Below are 15431 nucleotides of genomic sequence, written 5' to 3' on the forward strand. Positions count from 1 at the left end.
TGACATGGGCGTGGCGGGTGCTCACGAATGGTCGGGTTCGACCGCTCCGACCTGCAGCGGGAACGAGAAGACCGCGTGCACATCCTCATCGTGCGCCGCGGAGGCGGAGATCGCAGGTTGTGCTTTCCGGGGATGGGTGCTGCACTGTTGTTAGCACTCGCCTGGCGCGAGTGCCAACCGAATGGGATGGCACCCCCGGAGGGGGACCGTAGCAGCGGTCATCGCAGGTCGGCCCGAGCAGGTGCTGCACGTGGGCACGACGATGTTGAGGATTCCGCAGATGGCTAAATTGATCGCATTCGGCGAAGAGGCCCGTCGTGGCCTGGAGCGGGGCATGAATGTCCTCGCCGACACGGTGAAGGTGACGCTGGGCCCGAGGGGTCGCAACGTCGTGCTGGGCACGCAGTGGGGGGCACCCACGATCACCAACGACGGGGTGAGCATCGCCCGGGAGATCGAGCTCGACGGCCCGTACGAGAAGCTCGGCGCCGAGTTGGTCAAGGAGGTCGCGAAGAAGACCGACGAGATAGCCGGGGACGGCACGACGACGGCAACCGTGCTGGCCCAGGCACTCGTACGCGAAGGATTGCGCAACGTCGCCGCCGGGGCGAGCCCGATCGCGCTCAAGCGCGGCATCGAGCAGGCCGTCGCCGTGGTGATCGAGGCCTTGGGCAATCAGGCCCGGGACGTCGAGACCAGGGAGCAGATAGCCGCCACCGCCTCGATCTCCGCCGCCGACCCGGCCGTCGGCGAAATGATCGCCGAGGCGATGGACAAGGTCGGCAAGGAAGGCGTCATCACGGTCGAGGAGGGCAACACCTTCGGCCTCGAGCTCGAGCTCACCGAGGGCATGCGCTTCGACAAGGGATACATCTCCCCCTACTTCATCACCGACGCCGAGCGTTTGGAGGCGGTCCTCGACGACGCCTACCTGCTGATCGTCGACGGCAGGATCTCTCAACTCGACGACCTGCTGCCCATGGTGGAGAAGGTCGCGCAGGCGGGCAAGCCGCTGGCGATCGTCGCGGAGGACGTCGAGGGACAGGCCCTGGCGACCCTGGTCGTCAACAACATCCGTGGCACGTTCAGGTCGGTGGCGGTCAAGGCGCCCGGGTTCGGTGACCGGCGCAAAGCCATGCTGGCCGACCTCGCCGTGCTCACCGGGGGTCAGGTCGTCAGTGAGACGGTCGGTATCACCCTGGACAACGCCGGGCTCGACGTTCTGGGCCGGGCCCGCAGAATCGTGGTCACCAAGGACGAGACCACCATCGTGGACGGCGGTGGCGAGGCCGGCGAGATCAGCGGGCGGGTTGCCCAGCTCCGGGCCGAGATCGACAGAACCGATTCCGAGTACGACCGGGAGAAGCTCTACGAGCGACTGGCGAAATTGGCCGGCGGGGTCGCAGTGATCAAGGTCGGAGCGGCCACCGAGGTCGAGCTCAAGGAGCGCAAACACCGCATCGAGGACGCCGTGCGCAACGCCAAGGCCGCCATCGAGGAAGGCCTGCTGCCCGGGGGCGGGGTCGCGCTGGCCAACGCCGCCGACACCGCGTTCGACAAGCTCGACCTGACCGGCGACGAGGCCACCGGCGCGAACATCGTGCGGGTCGCGCTCACCGCGCCGCTGCGCCAGATCGCCGAGAACGCCGGCCTCGAAGGCGGCGTCGTCGCCGGCAAGGTCAGCTCTCTCCCGGCGGGGCACGGTCTCAACGCCGCCACCGGCGAGTACGTCGACATGGTCGAGGACGGCATCGTCGAGCCGGCCAAGGTGACCCGATCCGCGCTGCAGAACGCCGCGTCGATCGCCGCGCTGTTCCTCACCACCGAGGTGCTCGTCGCGGAGAAGCCGTCATGACCATCACCACGAACAGGCCGGCACAGTCCGCCGTACGGCTCAAGCTGGACGGCGGGCAAACCCGCAAGGCCGCCCTCGACGGGGCCTGGTGGCCCCGCACGACCGACGCCGCGGCCGAACTCCCGTCGCTGGTCGAGGCGCTCGGCGGCCTCCGCGGCGAGATCACCCACGTGCTGCTCGGCGCCACCGAATGGGATATGCCTCATCGACGCCGGCTGGGGGCCGGCTCGGCCGCGGTCCGGCTCGGCTGGTTCACCTCACAGCCGGCTGGGCTCGTCACCGTCATGACCGAGTTCGGCCGGGACCGTTTCGACCTGTTGGTGGTGCCGCCCGACGCGACGCCGGACGCGGCCGAAGCGGCACTGTCGGCAGCGGCAGACTCCGGCGACCAAAACCGCGCTCCCGAGATCCTGGCCAGGATCGAGCGGGCCGGCTGACGAGGGGTGTCACGCCCACGGCGACCTGGAGCTCGCCGGCTACTCGGCCGTGCGCTCGACTGCCTGCCGACGGTTGATCGATGATCGGACCGCAAACGGGTCACGGTGCCGGCGCATCGCCTCGGCTCCGTCGTCGACGGTCGACTGCGGTCGGCCGTCGGCCTCGGCGCCGTGCGGCGCGGGCGGCGCCACGAACAAGCTCGCATGGTCGTGATTCGGTGTCATTCACGGTCCTTCTGTACGGTCGGTGAGCGGAGCTGGCAGGGGCGATCGAGGCGGCAGCCCGGGCGGCACGGTCGATCACGGATTGCTGGGCCGTGATCGCGTCGACCGCCTACTTCAGCGCCGAGGGATGAGCCGGGTTGCGCGGCGCCTTCTTCCGCATGTCGTTCATGCGGGCGCCCAACTCCTGCAACGGGCTACGTCCGAGGGCCTCGCGAACTTGCCAACCTCAGCCTACATGCGTCGCCCTCCTGCTGCCCCGGCGCCGGGGGCTGGCCGGGGTTTCCTTTTCCCGGTCTCCGCTCTCATCGGCACCTTCGCCGCCCGAGCTGAGGCGCGCGAGTGTCGCCTTCAGGGCCGCGCTCACGGTGATGGCCGGCAGCGTCGCGTCGTCCCAGCCCGGGCCCGCGGCGATCACGGCATCGGTATCGAGATTCGCCGCCGCGCGTACGAGGCCGCCGATGGTCGTGGCCGACATGATCACCGATCCGCCGGCCGTTTCGGTTGACCGCATTGCCGCTCCGCTCGACGTCGTCGGGTACGAAACGCCGCCAGGGTCTCGGGCGAGCAGACTTCGACATTACCCGCCTTCGGATCGTCAACACCTCGAGCCGGCCGCGTTTCGGTGGACACCGGACCCCGAGGGCAACTCGGGGTATATACGCGAGGTATACCCTCGGTGTAGGGTCGGCCCATGAGTGTTCCGCTGACACTGCTGGGGCTGCTTGAGCGTGAGCCGAGCCATGGCTATGACCTCAAGCGCGACTACGACACGTTCTTCGGCCGGGGGAAGCCGCTGCCGTTCGGGCAGGTGTATTCGACGCTGGGCCGCCTCGCCCGCGACGGCAAGATCGTCATGAACGAGGCCGAGCCGGGCGACGGTCCCGACCGTAAGCGCTACGTCATCACCGAGCAGGGCGCCACCGAAGTGAACGCCTGGCTGGCCGAGCCGGTCGCCCCCGAGCCCAGCCTGCAGAGCATCCTGTTCTCCAAGGTCGTCCTGGCCCTGATGCTCGAGCGGCCCGCCGAGCAGTATCTGGACGCCCAGCGTGCCGCCCACCTGCAGCGGATGCGGGAGCTGACCGAGATCAAGCGCGGTGGCGGGCTGATCGATGGGCTGCTCGCCGACCACGGCCTGTTCCACCTGGAGGCCGACCTGCGGTGGATCGACACCACCGCCGCCCGGCTGGACGCGCTGCGCCGCGAGGTCCGGCGATGACGATCATCGAGGCGCGCGGCGTCGAGCTCTCGTTCGGCCGGACGCCGGCGCTGCGCGGCGCCGACCTCGCGGTGGCGGCCGGCGAGATCCTGGCGGTGATGGGGCCGAGCGGCTCCGGCAAGTCGACGCTGCTGCATTGTCTGGCCGGCATCCTGGTGCCGCAGGCGGGCGAGGTCCAGTTCGACGGCCGGCGGATCGACAGGCTGGGCGAGAACGAGCGCAGCGCATTGCGCCGCGACCAGTTCGGGTTCGTCTTCCAGTTCGGTCAGCTCGTCCCCGAGCTGACCGCCGAGGAAAACGTGGCGCTCCCGCTGCTGCTGGCCGGCACCCGCCGCGAACCGGCACTGCGCGCGGCCCGGGCGTGGTTCGAGCGGCTCGCGCTCGACGGTCTCGAACGCCGCCGGTCCGGCGAGCTGTCGGGCGGCCAGGCCCAGCGCATCGCGCTGGCCCGGGGGCTGGTGGCCCGGCCGCGGATCCTGTTCGCCGACGAGCCCACCGGCTCGCTCGACTCGCTGACCGGCGAGCACGTCATGGACCTGCTGGTCGGCTCGGCCCGGGCCGAGGGCACCACCGTTGTCTTGGTCACCCACGAGGCACGCGTGGCGGCGTACGCGGACCGCGAAGTGATCGTCCGCGACGGCAAGGTGACGTCGCTGGCGCCGGCGCCGGTGCACCCGTGATCCGGCTGGGGCTCCGCCTCGCCCTGGCCGGCGGGCGCGAGGCCATCGTCCGGCTCGCCATCATCATGGTCGCCGTCGCCATCGGAACCGGCCTGCTGCTGAGCACCCTGGCCGGGCTCAACGCGGTGCAGAACCAGAACGAGCGGTACGCGTGGCTCAACACCGGCGCGGCCAAGACCGACGTGGTGGGCACGGCCGACCCGGCCTGGTGGCTCCTGGGTGGCGACTACTTCCACGGCGACCGGATCGCCCGCATCGACGTCGCCGCCACCGGCCCGGACGCGCCCGTGCCGCCGGGCATCCCGCGCCTGCCGGGCCCGGGGGAGTACTACGTCTCACCCGCGCTCGCCCGCGAGCTGAAGGCCACGCCGGCCGACCAGCTCGCCGACCGGTTCCCGGGGCGCCAGATCGGCACCATCGCCGACGCCGGCCTGCCCGGTCCGGACATCCTGCTCGCCCTGGTCGGCGACACCCCGCAACATCTGTCCCGGCTGCCCTACGCCAAACAGGTGACCCGGATCGAGTCGGTCGATCCGAGCGACTGCTCAGGCTGCCAGGTCGGCACCGACGCCGACGGCATGGCGCTGGTGCTGTCCGTGGTGGCCGCCGCGCTGATCTTCCCGCTGCTGATGTTCATCGGCACGGCGACCCGCCTGTCCGCCGCCCGCCGCGAGCAGCGCTTCGCGGCGATGCGGCTGATCGGCGCCACCCCGCCGCAGGTCTCGCGGATCGCCACGGTGGAGGCGACCCTCGCGACCGTGGTCGGCCTGCTGGCCGGGTTCGGGGTCTTCTTCGCGTTGCGGCCCGCGATGGCCACGATCACGTTCACCGAGACGGCGTTCTTCACCGGTGACCTGTCGCTCAGCCTGCGCGACGTCCTGGCCGTGGCGATCGGCATTCCCCTCGCCGCGGCGGTGGCCGCCCGCGTCGCCCTGCGCCGGGTCCAGATCTCGCCGCTCGGCGTCACCCGCCGGGTCACCCCGAAGCCGCCAGGGATCTGGCGGCTGACGCCGGCGGCGCTGGGCGTGGCCGAGCTGGCCTACTTCGTCGGCCGGCGGCCGGAGACCACGAACGGGCAGATCGCCGCATACCTGACCGGGATCTTCACCGTGATGATCGGCATGGTCGTCGCCGGGCCGTGGCTGACCATGGTCGGGGCGCGGCTGCTGGCCGGACGGGCTCGCCGGCCGGCCGCGCTGATCGCCGGGCGCCGGCTGGCCGACAATCCGCAGGCCGGTTTCCGGGCCGTGAGCGGGCTGATGCTCGCGCTGTTCGTGACCGCGGTGGCCAGCGGCGTCATCACCACCATCGTCGACAACCGGGGCACACCGATCGATCCCGGCTCGGCCGCCAATGTGGCGCTGGTCCAGAACTTCTGGCCGAACATGGGCCAGAAGGTCACGCTGCCGACCGACCCGGCCGCGATCCCGCCCGCGTTGAGCTCCGCGCCCGGTGTCCGCGGCGTGCTGGTCACCCACCTCAATCCGCGGTTCCGGACGGACATACCCAGCGACGTCCTCCCGGGGGTGATCGCGTGCTCGGAGCTCGCGTCCCGTCCCGTGCTCGGCCAGTGCCAGCCCGGCGCCCAGGTGGCTGCCGTGACGCAAGACCTCCAGGCCGACCTGTTCGATCGAACCAAGGCGAAGGTGTTGGTGTGGCCCGCGGACCCACTGTCCCCGGCCGAGCTGGCCGCACAGCCGATGTTGTCGATCGTGGTCCAGACCGACGGCAGCGCCGCCACCATCGAGCACGCCCGGACCGTCCTGGAGAACGCCTACCCCGGCAGCGACCTGCCCGCCACCAACGGCGAGCACCAGGGCGACTTCGGCAGACAGCTGGTCCAATGGCAGCAACTGGCCAATGTGATCATCCTGACCAGCCTGCCGATCGCCGGCTGCAGCCTCGCGGTCAGCGTCGCCGGTGGCCTCACCGAACGAAAACGGCCATTCAGCATGCTGCGGCTGACCGGGGCCCGGCTGGCGACCCTGCGGCAGGTCGTTGCCCTGGAGAGCGCGGTGCCGCTGCTGCTGGTCGCCGTGCTGGCCACCGGCATGGGCTTCCTCACCGCCCACCTTTTCCTACGGGCCCAGCTGGACTACTCGCTGCACTCGCCCGGCCCCGCCTACTACCTGCTGGTGATCGGCGGCTTGGTCGCGTCCCTCGGCATCATCGCCTCGACCCTGCCCCTGCTGCGGCGGATAACCGGCCCCGAAACTGCCCGCAACGAGTAGGACCTGGGGAACGGTCACGTCAGCGTGGCCCACACCACCTTGCCGCCGCGCGTGGGCATGACGCCCCACGCGGCGGCGATCGCGTGCACGAGCAGCAAACCGCGTCCTCGAGGGTCGAGTGTCGCGGGCGGGCTGACGACCTCCGGCCGATGCGGACGCGGAAATTCGGGGGCGCCGTCCTGCACCGCCACGTGCAGCCGGGTGGCATGGCGGGACATGGTGACGACGAAGTCGGTGCCGGCGTGCTGCACCGCGTTGCTGGCCAACTCGGACGCTATCAGCGAGGTGTCGTGCAGCAGGTGGGGCAGGCGCCAGGCGTGGCACGCATGATCTGCCAGCTCGCGGGCGTGCCGTACGCAATCCGGCCGTGGCGACAGCCGAGCCTGCAGCCGGTCCGCATGGGAGTTTCGTGCCGCGATCGCGATGCGCGCCTCGGGCGCGGTGGCGAAAACCTGCGGTCGCGTTCCCTCGGCATTCCGCAACCGCTGGCTCAGCGTGGTCATGCCGGGCAGGCAGAACACCACGCGGACGGGCGACGGCGCGAGCCGTGCCTGGCGCCACGCCGCCATCCAGAACGGCATGCTGAGCCCGCGCGGATCGTCCAGATGATGCAGATCGATGATGATGGAGGCGGACGGGCCGGCCAGGCAGAGGCGCAGGCCGGCGGAGAACTGCTCTCCGAAGTGTTGCGACCACTGGCCGTGAGCCGTCATTTCGACCACGGCGGTGGTCGCCTCGCCGGTGACCACCACCGCCACTCCCCGATGATCGGTCATCGTGGTGAGCAGGAACGGTGGCTCCAGCGGCCGAACATCTACAAGCACAACTGCTCCCGAGCCCGTTGTCGCAGCGGGTGCACTGCCGGGGTCCGGGGCAGTTGGCGAGGAGGAACGCCCTCTTCGCGCAAACCTGAGGATATACCACGGCCATGGTGCTGGCAGGCTTCAGGTACAGCCTGCTACACCCGAAGTGGGTAGCTGGCGGGATAGATCGCGATCGCTGCCGAAAATAGCGTTCCCGGCATGACGACGAAGATGAACTACCGCAACCTGACGGCCGGGCTCATCGCCACGATCGCCCTTCTCGCCGCCGGCATCGGTGTCGCCCACGCCGCCGAGAGCGCCCCCGCCGGCCGCGAGCGGTCCGGCTGGGAAGGCATCACCCGCGAGCTGGTGCGGATCGACTTCGGCAAGGGCTGGGTCACCCAGGCCGAGCTCACCTATCCGAGCGGCGCCGAGGGTCGGCTGCCGCTGGTCGTCTTCCTGCACGGCAGCGGGCACAACGACATGAATCAGACGCTGCCGGACGGCAAGGGCACAACCTTCGTTCCGCTCGCGCAGGCGGCCGGCCGGGATGGCTTCGCGACCCTGCGCTTCAACAAGCGTGGCGTGACCGGCATCGGGCCGGTGGAGAGCACCGACCCGGCCCAGCTGATGCCGAAGAACCCGTACGACCAGATCCAGCGGGACGCCGCTTCGGTGGTGCGGTTCGCCGCCAAATCGCCGAAGGTGGACCCGTCGAAGATCTTCCTCCTCGGGCACAGCGAGGGCACCAACGTGGCCGCCAACCTCGCCGCCGAGCCGAAGAAGTTCGGCATCCCGAAACCGGCCGGCGTGGTCGAGATGGGAGTCGTCGGCCTGCCCATCGAACAGTTGCTGACCTTCCAGATCTACGGCCGGCTGCTGGCGGAGTTGCACGAGGAGTTCGACGTCAACGGCGACGGCCAGTTGACGGCCGTCGAGGCGGCCGACGGCCTGGTGGGTCAGCCGCAAGAGGTAGCCGGCCAGTTCCGCTCCATCCTGATCGACGACAGGGCCGGCACCGACAAGAACCACGACGGCCGGATCGCGATCGACGCCGAGGCCGGCGCCGTGCTGCGCGAGGTCACCCATATCGGCGACTACCCGAACCTGCCGGACCTGGACCCGTACACGATCAGCTATGCGAAGGACATCGCCCGCTTCCCGACCGTGTCGCGGGCGCTGCCCAAGTTCGCGGGCCCGACGCTGTTGCTCAACGGTGAGAACGACATCCAGACCCCGGCCCGCGCCGCGATCGTCGCCGACGCCGCCGTCGCCGCGGCCGGCAACAAGGACCACAAGATCGTCATCTACCCGGGCATGGCGCACACCATGAACATCACGCCGAAGTTCCACCCGGAGTTCGGCGAGCCCGACCGGCAGGTCATCGCCGAGATCCAGAGCTGGCTCGAGTCCCACCGCTGATCTTCGCTCGCAGTGAAAGCCTCCCCGTGTTGATCGCGCGGCTCATCCGGCTCGGCGCGCGGGCGGCTGATCCGGCTGCTCCGGCGCCGGGTCCCGGTCTGGCCGCTCCGGTGTCGCCGCTGCGCTCCGGCGTCGTCTCTGGTCAGGCGGGCGTGCCGGCCAGCGCGTCGATGGCCGTCATCGCTTCGTGGTCCAGCCCGATCCGGGCGACCGCGACGTTGTCGGTCAGGTGCGCGAGGTCGCGGGTGCCGGGGATCAGCAGGGTGGCGGGGCTGTGCCCGAGCAGCCACGCCAGCCCGGCCTGAGCCGCGGTGATGCCGAGCCGGCGCGCGTGCGCGATGACCACCGGGTTGTCGGTGACGCTGGGAATCCGGTCGAAGGCCGATCCGAGCGGGAAGTACGGCACCCAGGCGATGCCCTGCTCGGCGCACTCGGTCAGCACGTCCTCGTGGTCGCGGGTGAGGACGTTGTACAGGTTCTGGACGCAGGCGATGCCGGCCGGGAGCGCCTGCCGCAGCTGCGCGAGGCTGACGTGGCTCAGGCCGATGCCGCCGATCTTGCCCTCGTCGCGCAGGGCGATCAGCTCGGCCAGCTGGCTGTCGAGGTCGACCACCTGGTCGCCGGTGGCGGTGATGCCCGGCGGCATGTCGGCCCGGCGAAGATTGACCACCGCGAGGTGGTCGGTGTCGAGGGCGCGCAGGTTCGCCTCGACCGACGCGCGCAGTTCCGCCGGTTTCTGGGCGGCGGCCAGTCGCTCGGCCGGATGGGTCACCGCGCCGACCTTGGTGACGATCCGCAGGGTGCCGGCGTACGGATGCAAGGCGGTCCTGATCAGGTCGTTGACCGTTCCCGGGCCGTAGAACTGGGCCGTGTCGAGGTGGTCGACGCCGAGCTCGACCGCGCGGCGCAGAACCCTGACGGCATCGGCCGGGCCGGCGTGCTCCAGTTGCATGGCCCCGAAGCCGACCCGCAGGACATCGTGATCGCCGAGCTTCCCGTACGCGTACGCGTGCTTTGTGGTCATGGCCCTGGCCTCCCGATATCATGACCGTAAGCGGAACCGATTCCGCTTGGCTCGAACCCACGGTAACAGAAGCGGAGGCGATTCCGTTTTCCGAGATCGAGCGGCGGCCCGGCGCGCGCCGCGACGCCCAGCGCAACCGGCAGCGCATCATCGACGCCGCCACCCGTGTCCTGGCCGCCCGCCCGGAATCCGTCAAGATCGAGACCATCGCCCATGAGGCCGGGGTCGGCGTCGGTACGCTCTACCGCAACTTCCCGTCGCGCGAAGCCCTGGTCGAGGAGGTCTACCGCAGCGAGCTCACCCGCCTCTGCGCGATGGCGGCGCAACTGGTGGCCGACCACTCGCCGGCCGACGCCATGCGGGAGTGGATGCGCCGATACCAGGACTTCGTCGCCACCAAACACGGCATGGCCGAAGCCCTGCGCGCGGTGATCGCGAGCGGCGCGATCAGCTCGGGCAACACCCGCGAACATCTCAACGGCGCCATTGCCACCATCCTCGACGCCGGCCGGGCCGACGGCAGCCTGCGTGCGGACGTCCAACCGGCCGACGTCTCGGCCAGCATGGCCGGCATCATGCTGGCCGCCGCCGACATCGACCAGGCCACCCGGATGCTGCAACTGCTCGTCGACGGCCTGCTCGGCCGCGACCAATGAGACCACCTGCACGGTCACGGCCGCCTGATGCGGTAGCGGACGTGCGTTGCCTCCGGGGTGTCGATCACTCGCACGACCTGCATCTCGACGCGCGGCGAGGGGCCGTCGAACAGCCGGCGCCCGGCGCCGAGGAGCACCGGGACCAGGTGGATCTGGACCTCGTCTTCGTACCGGACCCGGTACGAACCAACGGCGTCCTGCCCACGCGCGCCCTGCACCCGACAGCTCCGCCGGACTAACTTCCAGGTATGGCAAACACGGTGCTACGCGTCCGGCTCATCGGCGGCGACCGCATGGACATCACGTACGACAGATCCGACATCGCCGACGAGGACGAGGTCATGGAACACGTGATCTCGACACTGGCACAGGATTCGGGAATGCTGCGCACCCAGCACGGTGATCGGCTGGTCGTACTCTACGGCCGGGGCGTCGCTGCGATCGAATTCGCGCCTCGCGGCGCTGTGCTGTAGCCCCGGACTCAAACGTGACGTGTTCCATCCCGGATGGGAGACTCGGCCGGTGAACCAACCCGTGCTCCCGGCTATCGATCGCGCCGGCACCTAGTGAGGCCGCTGGGCCGACGGCTCCTCCGGAGGGAAGGGCCGATGGACCGGCCGGCGCCGGGGAACGCCGCGTTCCCGGCGCTGGTGGAGGACGATCTGGACGACCTTTATGACAATGCGCCGTGCGGCTTCGTCTCCACGCTGTCGGACGGCACGATCGCGAAGGTCAACGCCACTCTCCTCACCTGGCTGGGCTACACCGGCGCCGAGCTGGTCGGCCGTCGGCACTTCGTCGATCTGCTCGCACCCGGCAGCCGCCTCCTCTACGAGACGCGCTTCGCACCGCTCCTGCGACTGGAGGGCGAGGCCAAGGGCGTCGCACTGGAAATGCATGTCAGCGGCGGCCGCGTGCTGCCGGTCCTGATCACATCCACGGTCAAGACCGGCCGCGACGGGGCGCCGCTGTTGATCCGTACCACCGTGTTCGACGCCCGCGAGCGACGCGCGTACGAGAACCAGCTGCTGCAAGCGCGCAAGGCCGCCGACCGGGAACGGGACCGGCTCCGCCTGCTCGTCGGCGGCCTCCAGCGCAGTCTGCTGCCCGCCTCACTGGCGGTTCCGCCCGGCATGACCACGGCATCCCACTACCACATGGCCTCTCCCGACGAGGTCGGCGGCGACTTCTACGACCTCTTCGCGCTGTCCGGCGACAGGTGGGGTTTCTTCCTCGGCGACGTACGCGGAAAGGGAGTGGCCGCCGCCGCGGTGACCGCCGCCGCCCGATACACGTTGCGCTCGGCCGCCGTCTACGATCCCGAACCGGTCGCCGTGCTGCGGAATCTCAACACCGTTCTCTATCAGGAGTACGCCGCGCCGGAACACCGGCACTGCACCGTCATCTTCGGCATCCTCGAGCGGCGGGGCAGCGGCTACACCGCCACCGTCGCCTCCGGTGGTCACCCGCCGGCCCTGGTGATCCGCGCCGACGGCACTGCCGCGTACCACGCCACGGCGGGCGGCACGCTGATCGGCATCCTGGCCGAGCCGCGTCTGGCCACCCGGACGATCTCCCTGCGGCCGGGCGACACGTTGATCCTGTACAGCGACGGGCTGACGGAGGCGAAGACCCGGGCCGGCGGGCGTTACGGCGACGAGGCACTGCGGGAGTTCGCCGAGAATCTGGGCCCGACCAGCGCCGCCGCGGTCGTCGACGCGCTGGCCGGCCTGCTCACCTCGTTCGCCGAGGTCGACGACGACGTCGCGGTGATAGCGCTCACCGTGGGCCGGGCGACCGGCGCGGACGAGCGCCCGGGTGAGGCGGAAGGCGATCTTAAGTAAAATCGTGGTCGGCGTAGGCGGCCCGCAGGGCCTTCTTGTCCGGCTTGCCGAGCCCGGTCAGCGGGAGGTGGTCGGCCACGATCACGTGCTTGGGCGCGTGGACCGGCCCCTTGCGGTCGCGGACCAGGGCCTTGAGCTCGTCGGCCAGGTTGTCGGCGGCGGCGCCCGCGCGCAGCACCACGATCGCGGTGACCGCCTCGCCCCAGGTCGCGTCGGGCACGCCGATGACGCCCACCTGGGCCACCGCGGGGTGGGTCGCGATCGCGTCCTCGACCTCGCGCGGGAACACGTTGAAGCCGCCCGTGACGATCATGTCCTTGACCCGGTCGACGATGTGCCAGTAGCCGTCCGGGTCCTCGCGGGCCACGTCGCCCGTACGCAGCCAGCCGCCGTTGAATGCCGCTGCCGTCGCCTCGGGGTTGTTCCAGTAGCCGGCGGCCAGCAGCGGCCCCGCCACGCAGATCTCGCCCGGCTCGCCGGGTGCCACCCGGTTGCCGTGCTCGTCGAGCAGCGCCGTGCGCAGGAACGCGGATGGCCGCCCGCACGAGGTCAGCCGGGCGTCGTCGTGCTCGCCGCGGGGCAGGTAGCTGATCGCCATGGGCGCCTCGGACTGGCCGTAGAACTGGGCGAAGATCGGCCCGAACCGGTCGATCGCCTCGCGCAGCCGCACGGGGTTGATCGGCGCCGCGCCGTAGTAGACGGTCTGCAGGCTGGACAGGTCGCGGGTGCGCGAGTCGGGGTGGTCGAGCAGCGCGTACAGCATGGTCGGCACCAGCATGGTGGCGGTGATCCGCTGCTCCTCGATGGTGCGCAGCACCTCGGCCGGGTCGAAGCGGGGGAGCACGACCAGTGACCCGCCCTTGAGCAGGGTGGGTACGAAGAACGCGGCGCCGGCGTGCGACAGCGGCGTGCACACCAGGAACCGGGGGGCGTCCGGCCATTCCCACTCGGCCAGCATCACCTGTGTCATGGTCAGCATCGACTGGGCGGTGCCCAGCACGCCCTTGGGCTTGCCGGTGGTGCCGCCGGTGTAGGTGATCGACACGACATGGCCGGGATCCAGCGAAGCCGGCTGCAGCGCGCCGGGGCGGTAGCGTCCGGCGGCGGCTACCAGGTCGACGGCGCCGGCGCCGGCCAAGGACGAGGGCACCGGGCCGATGGTGAGCACCTGCTTGAGCCCGGGCGCCTTCTCGAGCAAGCCCCGGGCGCGCTCGGCGAAGGCCGGCTGCGGGTCGACGATGAGCGTCCCGATGTCGGCGTCGTTGATCGCGTACGCGTGGTCGTCGAGCGAGCCCAGTGGATGCAGCGCCGTCCGCCGTGAGCCCAGCACCTGACCCGCCGCGACGATCAGCAGCACCTCCGGGCGGTTGCTGGACAGCAGCGCCGCGGTCTCCACCCCCAGGGCCTGCAGCGCCTGCACGTAGCGGCTGACCGCGGCGGCGGTCTCGCCGCCGGTCAGGGTGGTGTCGCCGAGCTCCATCACCGGCTTGTCGCGGTGCCGGCGCAGCGCCGCGACGACCAGGTGGCCCCCGTGGTTCGGCTGCCGCATCGCCTGATCGGTCATCGTCTCAGCCCAGTGGGAGCGCGATGGATTTGAGCTCGACGTAGCCGTCGATGCCCTCCGGCCCGAACTCGCGGCCGATGCCGCTGGCCTTGAAACCGCCGAACGGCGAGTTGAAGTCCAGCAGGTACTGGTTGATGCCGAGGGTGCCGGTGCGTACCCGGCGGGCCACGTCGACGCCGTGCTCGACGTCGGCCGTCCACACCGTGCCGGCCAGGCCGTACTCGGAGTCGTTCGCGATCCGTACGGCCTCGTCCTCGCCGTCGTAGGGGATCACGCACAACACCGGGCCGAAGATCTCCTCCCGGGCGATGCGCATCCCGTTGTCCACGTCGGCGAACACGGTCGGCCGCACGTACCAGCCCGTGTCGAGGCCGTCCGGCATGCCCGGGCCGCCCACCACGCGGCGCGCGCCCTCCTGCTGGCCGAGGTCGATGTACGAGCCCACCCGCTCCTGCTGGCGGCGGGCCACCATCGGGCCGATGTAGTTGGCCATGTCCAGCGGATCGCCCACGGTCAGCCCGTCCACCATCGCGGCGATCGCGTCGACCACCTCGGCATAACGGGCCCGCGGCGCCAGGATGCGGCTCTGCGCGATGCACGCCTGCCCGCTGTTCATCAGCGACGCCATCTGCAGGCCCTGCGCGACCTCGCCGGGGTCGGCGTCGTCCAGCACGATCGCGGCCGACTTGCCGCCCAGTTCCAGCGTCACCCGGCGCAGGTCGTTGCCGCACAGCGCGGCGATCCGCCGCCCGGCCGCGGTCGACCCGGTGAAGGCGACCTTGTCGACGCCCGGATGCGTGACCAGATGCTCGCCGACCTCGCGCCCGGCCGGCAGCACGCTGACCACCCCCTCCGGCAACCCGGCCTGGTCGAGAATCTCACCCAGGACGAGACCCGAAGCGGGCGCCTCGGGCGCCGGCTTGAGCACGACGGCGCAGCCGGCCAGCAGCGCCGGCACCAGCTTGGCGAGCGTCACGAAATGCGGCACGTTCCACGGCGTGATCACCCCGACCACCCCGGCCGGCTCCCGCCGTACCAGGACCGGGCTGCCGAACGTGCCGACCCGTCGCTCCTCCCAGGGATAGGCTTCGGCCGCGCTGACGAACGCCTCCAGCGCCATGGCGGTGGCGCCGATCTGCCCGACGTGCGAGAACCAGAGCGGCGCACCCATCTCGGTGCTGATCAGCTCGGCCAGCTCCTCCTGCCGGGCCAGGTAGGCGGCCGCGAACCGCTGCACCGCGGCGAGGCGCTCGGCCGGTTCGGCCCGCGACCAGGGTCCGTCGTCGAACGCCCGGCGGGCCGCCTCGACGGCGCGGTCGACATCTTGCTCGGTCGCCTCGGGCGTGCTGCCCACGGGCTGCTCGGAGTGCGGCGAGACCACCGAGATCCGCCGGTCGGAAGCCGGCGCCGCCCACCGGCCGCCGACGTAGAGCTCCTTGTACTCCAGCATCGTTGCTCCTCACCGGACGGGCGC

General features: G+C 70.8%; 16 protein-coding genes. 9 read left to right on the forward strand and 7 right to left on the reverse strand.

Translation table 11 applies throughout. The annotated features are described in order from the left end of the window. The first annotated feature begins 280 nt into the window (after positions 1-280). Together groL and ACIA5D_RS39270 are read left to right on the forward strand one after the other, a co-directional pair. Entirely contained in the window at positions 281-1855 is a 1575-nt protein-coding gene (gene groL, locus ACIA5D_RS39265; RefSeq protein WP_396035581.1) for a chaperonin GroEL, read from the forward strand. Continuing rightward, complete coding sequence (locus ACIA5D_RS39270; RefSeq protein WP_396035582.1) at positions 1852-2292, forward strand: DUF5994 family protein; 441 nt, start codon at positions 1852-1854, stop codon at positions 2290-2292. The genes groL and ACIA5D_RS39270 overlap by 4 nt, the downstream gene beginning before the upstream one ends. 39 nt (positions 2293-2331) lie before the next feature. Here ACIA5D_RS39270 and ACIA5D_RS39275 read toward each other — a convergent pair whose 3' ends face one another. Beyond that, the gene (locus tag ACIA5D_RS39275) at positions 2332-2517 is read right to left on the reverse strand and encodes a hypothetical protein (RefSeq protein ID WP_396035583.1); all 186 of its coding nucleotides are present in this window, start codon (positions 2515-2517) and stop codon (positions 2332-2334) included. Positions 2518-2743: 226 nt separating this feature from the next. Continuing rightward, positions 2744-2992, reverse strand: a complete 249-nt coding sequence (locus tag ACIA5D_RS39280) for a hypothetical protein (RefSeq protein WP_396035584.1) — start codon at positions 2990-2992, stop codon at positions 2744-2746. 216 nt (positions 2993-3208) lie between these two features. Between ACIA5D_RS39280 and ACIA5D_RS39285 the strand changes: the two genes are divergently transcribed. Genes ACIA5D_RS39285 through ACIA5D_RS39295 form a run of 3 tightly spaced genes read left to right on the forward strand, consistent with a single transcriptional unit; the run spans position 3209 to position 6644 of the window. Beyond that, complete coding sequence (locus ACIA5D_RS39285) at positions 3209-3733, forward strand: PadR family transcriptional regulator (protein WP_396035585.1); 525 nt, start codon at positions 3209-3211, stop codon at positions 3731-3733. After that, positions 3730-4413 carry an ABC transporter ATP-binding protein gene (locus ACIA5D_RS39290; RefSeq protein WP_396035586.1) on the forward strand — a complete coding sequence of 228 codons (684 nt, stop codon included), beginning with the start codon at positions 3730-3732 and terminating at the stop codon, positions 4411-4413. Before ACIA5D_RS39285 ends, ACIA5D_RS39290 begins: the two co-directional genes overlap by 4 nt. Further along, a complete protein-coding gene (locus ACIA5D_RS39295; protein WP_396035587.1) occupies positions 4410-6644 on the forward strand; it encodes an FtsX-like permease family protein in 2235 nt (744 codons plus the stop codon). The genes ACIA5D_RS39290 and ACIA5D_RS39295 overlap by 4 nt, the downstream gene beginning before the upstream one ends. Positions 6645-6658: 14 nt before the next feature. Here the strand turns inward: ACIA5D_RS39295 and ACIA5D_RS39300 are convergent, their stop codons facing one another. After that, positions 6659-7402 (reverse strand): ATP-binding protein, encoded by a 744-nt coding sequence (locus ACIA5D_RS39300; protein ID WP_396035588.1) that lies wholly within the window; start codon positions 7400-7402, stop codon positions 6659-6661. A gap of 264 nt (positions 7403-7666) precedes the next feature. Between ACIA5D_RS39300 and ACIA5D_RS39305 the strand changes: the two genes are divergently transcribed. Beyond that, positions 7667-8869, forward strand: coding sequence for an alpha/beta fold hydrolase (locus ACIA5D_RS39305; RefSeq protein ID WP_396035589.1), 1203 nt, complete (start codon positions 7667-7669; stop codon positions 8867-8869). Positions 8870-9011: 142 nt separating this feature from the next. On the opposite strand, the gene ACIA5D_RS39310 is transcribed toward ACIA5D_RS39305, so the two are convergent. Then, positions 9012-9893: an aldo/keto reductase gene (locus ACIA5D_RS39310; RefSeq protein WP_396035590.1), complete on the reverse strand. Its 882-nt coding sequence runs from the start codon at positions 9891-9893 to the stop codon at positions 9012-9014. A 20-nt stretch (positions 9894-9913) separates the two neighbouring features. On the opposite strand from ACIA5D_RS39310, the gene ACIA5D_RS39315 reads away from it, so the two are divergent. Further along, complete coding sequence (locus ACIA5D_RS39315) at positions 9914-10549, forward strand: TetR/AcrR family transcriptional regulator (protein ID WP_396035591.1); 636 nt, start codon at positions 9914-9916, stop codon at positions 10547-10549. Between the two features lie 14 nt (positions 10550-10563). On the opposite strand, the gene ACIA5D_RS39320 is transcribed toward ACIA5D_RS39315, so the two are convergent. Further along, a complete protein-coding gene (locus tag ACIA5D_RS39320; protein ID WP_396035592.1) occupies positions 10564-10767 on the reverse strand; it encodes a hypothetical protein in 204 nt (67 codons plus the stop codon). A 30-nt stretch (positions 10768-10797) separates the two neighbouring features. On the opposite strand from ACIA5D_RS39320, the gene ACIA5D_RS39325 reads away from it, so the two are divergent. Together ACIA5D_RS39325 and ACIA5D_RS39330 are read left to right on the forward strand one after the other, a co-directional pair. Then, on the forward strand, positions 10798-11022 hold the full coding sequence (locus ACIA5D_RS39325) for a hypothetical protein (RefSeq protein WP_396035593.1): 225 nt from the start codon (positions 10798-10800) through the stop codon (positions 11020-11022). Positions 11023-11157: 135 nt separating this feature from the next. Further along, positions 11158-12393 carry a PP2C family protein-serine/threonine phosphatase gene (locus ACIA5D_RS39330; RefSeq protein ID WP_396035594.1) on the forward strand — a complete coding sequence of 412 codons (1236 nt, stop codon included), beginning with the start codon at positions 11158-11160 and terminating at the stop codon, positions 12391-12393. On the opposite strand, the gene fadD8 is transcribed toward ACIA5D_RS39330, so the two are convergent. Then, complete coding sequence (fadD8, locus tag ACIA5D_RS39335; RefSeq protein WP_396035595.1) at positions 12386-13957, reverse strand: fatty-acid--CoA ligase FadD8; 1572 nt, start codon at positions 13955-13957, stop codon at positions 12386-12388. The genes ACIA5D_RS39330 and fadD8 overlap by 8 nt on opposite strands. A 4-nt stretch (positions 13958-13961) precedes the next feature. Then, the gene (locus tag ACIA5D_RS39340; protein ID WP_396035596.1) at positions 13962-15407 is read right to left on the reverse strand and encodes an aldehyde dehydrogenase; all 1446 of its coding nucleotides are present in this window, start codon (positions 15405-15407) and stop codon (positions 13962-13964) included. Between the last annotated feature and the right edge of the window lie 24 nt (positions 15408-15431).

This window comes from Actinoplanes sp. NPDC051513, assembly GCF_044454685.1.
Taxonomy (GTDB): domain Bacteria; phylum Actinomycetota; class Actinomycetes; order Mycobacteriales; family Micromonosporaceae; genus Actinoplanes.

What these genes read in the sequence shown, in the direction of transcription:
- ACIA5D_RS39325 (WP_396035593.1), top strand. Translation starts at nt 10,798, where the DNA reads ATGGCAAACACGGTGCTACGCGTCCGGCTCATCGGCGGCGACCGCATG.
- ACIA5D_RS39340 (WP_396035596.1), bottom strand. Translation starts at nt 15,407, where the DNA reads ATGCTGGAGTACAAGGAGCTCTACGTCGGCGGCCGGTGGGCGGCGCCG.
- groL (WP_396035581.1), top strand. Translation starts at nt 281, where the DNA reads ATGGCTAAATTGATCGCATTCGGCGAAGAGGCCCGTCGTGGCCTGGAG.
- ACIA5D_RS39285 (WP_396035585.1), top strand. Translation starts at nt 3,209, where the DNA reads ATGAGTGTTCCGCTGACACTGCTGGGGCTGCTTGAGCGTGAGCCGAGC.
- ACIA5D_RS39280 (WP_396035584.1), bottom strand. Translation starts at nt 2,992, where the DNA reads ATGTCGGCCACGACCATCGGCGGCCTCGTACGCGCGGCGGCGAATCTC.
- ACIA5D_RS39290 (WP_396035586.1), top strand. Translation starts at nt 3,730, where the DNA reads ATGACGATCATCGAGGCGCGCGGCGTCGAGCTCTCGTTCGGCCGGACG.
- ACIA5D_RS39270 (WP_396035582.1), top strand. Translation starts at nt 1,852, where the DNA reads ATGACCATCACCACGAACAGGCCGGCACAGTCCGCCGTACGGCTCAAG.
- ACIA5D_RS39315 (WP_396035591.1), top strand. Translation starts at nt 9,914, where the DNA reads ATGACCGTAAGCGGAACCGATTCCGCTTGGCTCGAACCCACGGTAACA.
- ACIA5D_RS39275 (WP_396035583.1), bottom strand. Translation starts at nt 2,517, where the DNA reads ATGACACCGAATCACGACCATGCGAGCTTGTTCGTGGCGCCGCCCGCG.
- ACIA5D_RS39330 (WP_396035594.1), top strand. Translation starts at nt 11,158, where the DNA reads ATGGACCGGCCGGCGCCGGGGAACGCCGCGTTCCCGGCGCTGGTGGAG.
- ACIA5D_RS39310 (WP_396035590.1), bottom strand. Translation starts at nt 9,893, where the DNA reads ATGACCACAAAGCACGCGTACGCGTACGGGAAGCTCGGCGATCACGAT.
- fadD8 (WP_396035595.1), bottom strand. Translation starts at nt 13,957, where the DNA reads ATGACCGATCAGGCGATGCGGCAGCCGAACCACGGGGGCCACCTGGTC.
- ACIA5D_RS39305 (WP_396035589.1), top strand. Translation starts at nt 7,667, where the DNA reads ATGACGACGAAGATGAACTACCGCAACCTGACGGCCGGGCTCATCGCC.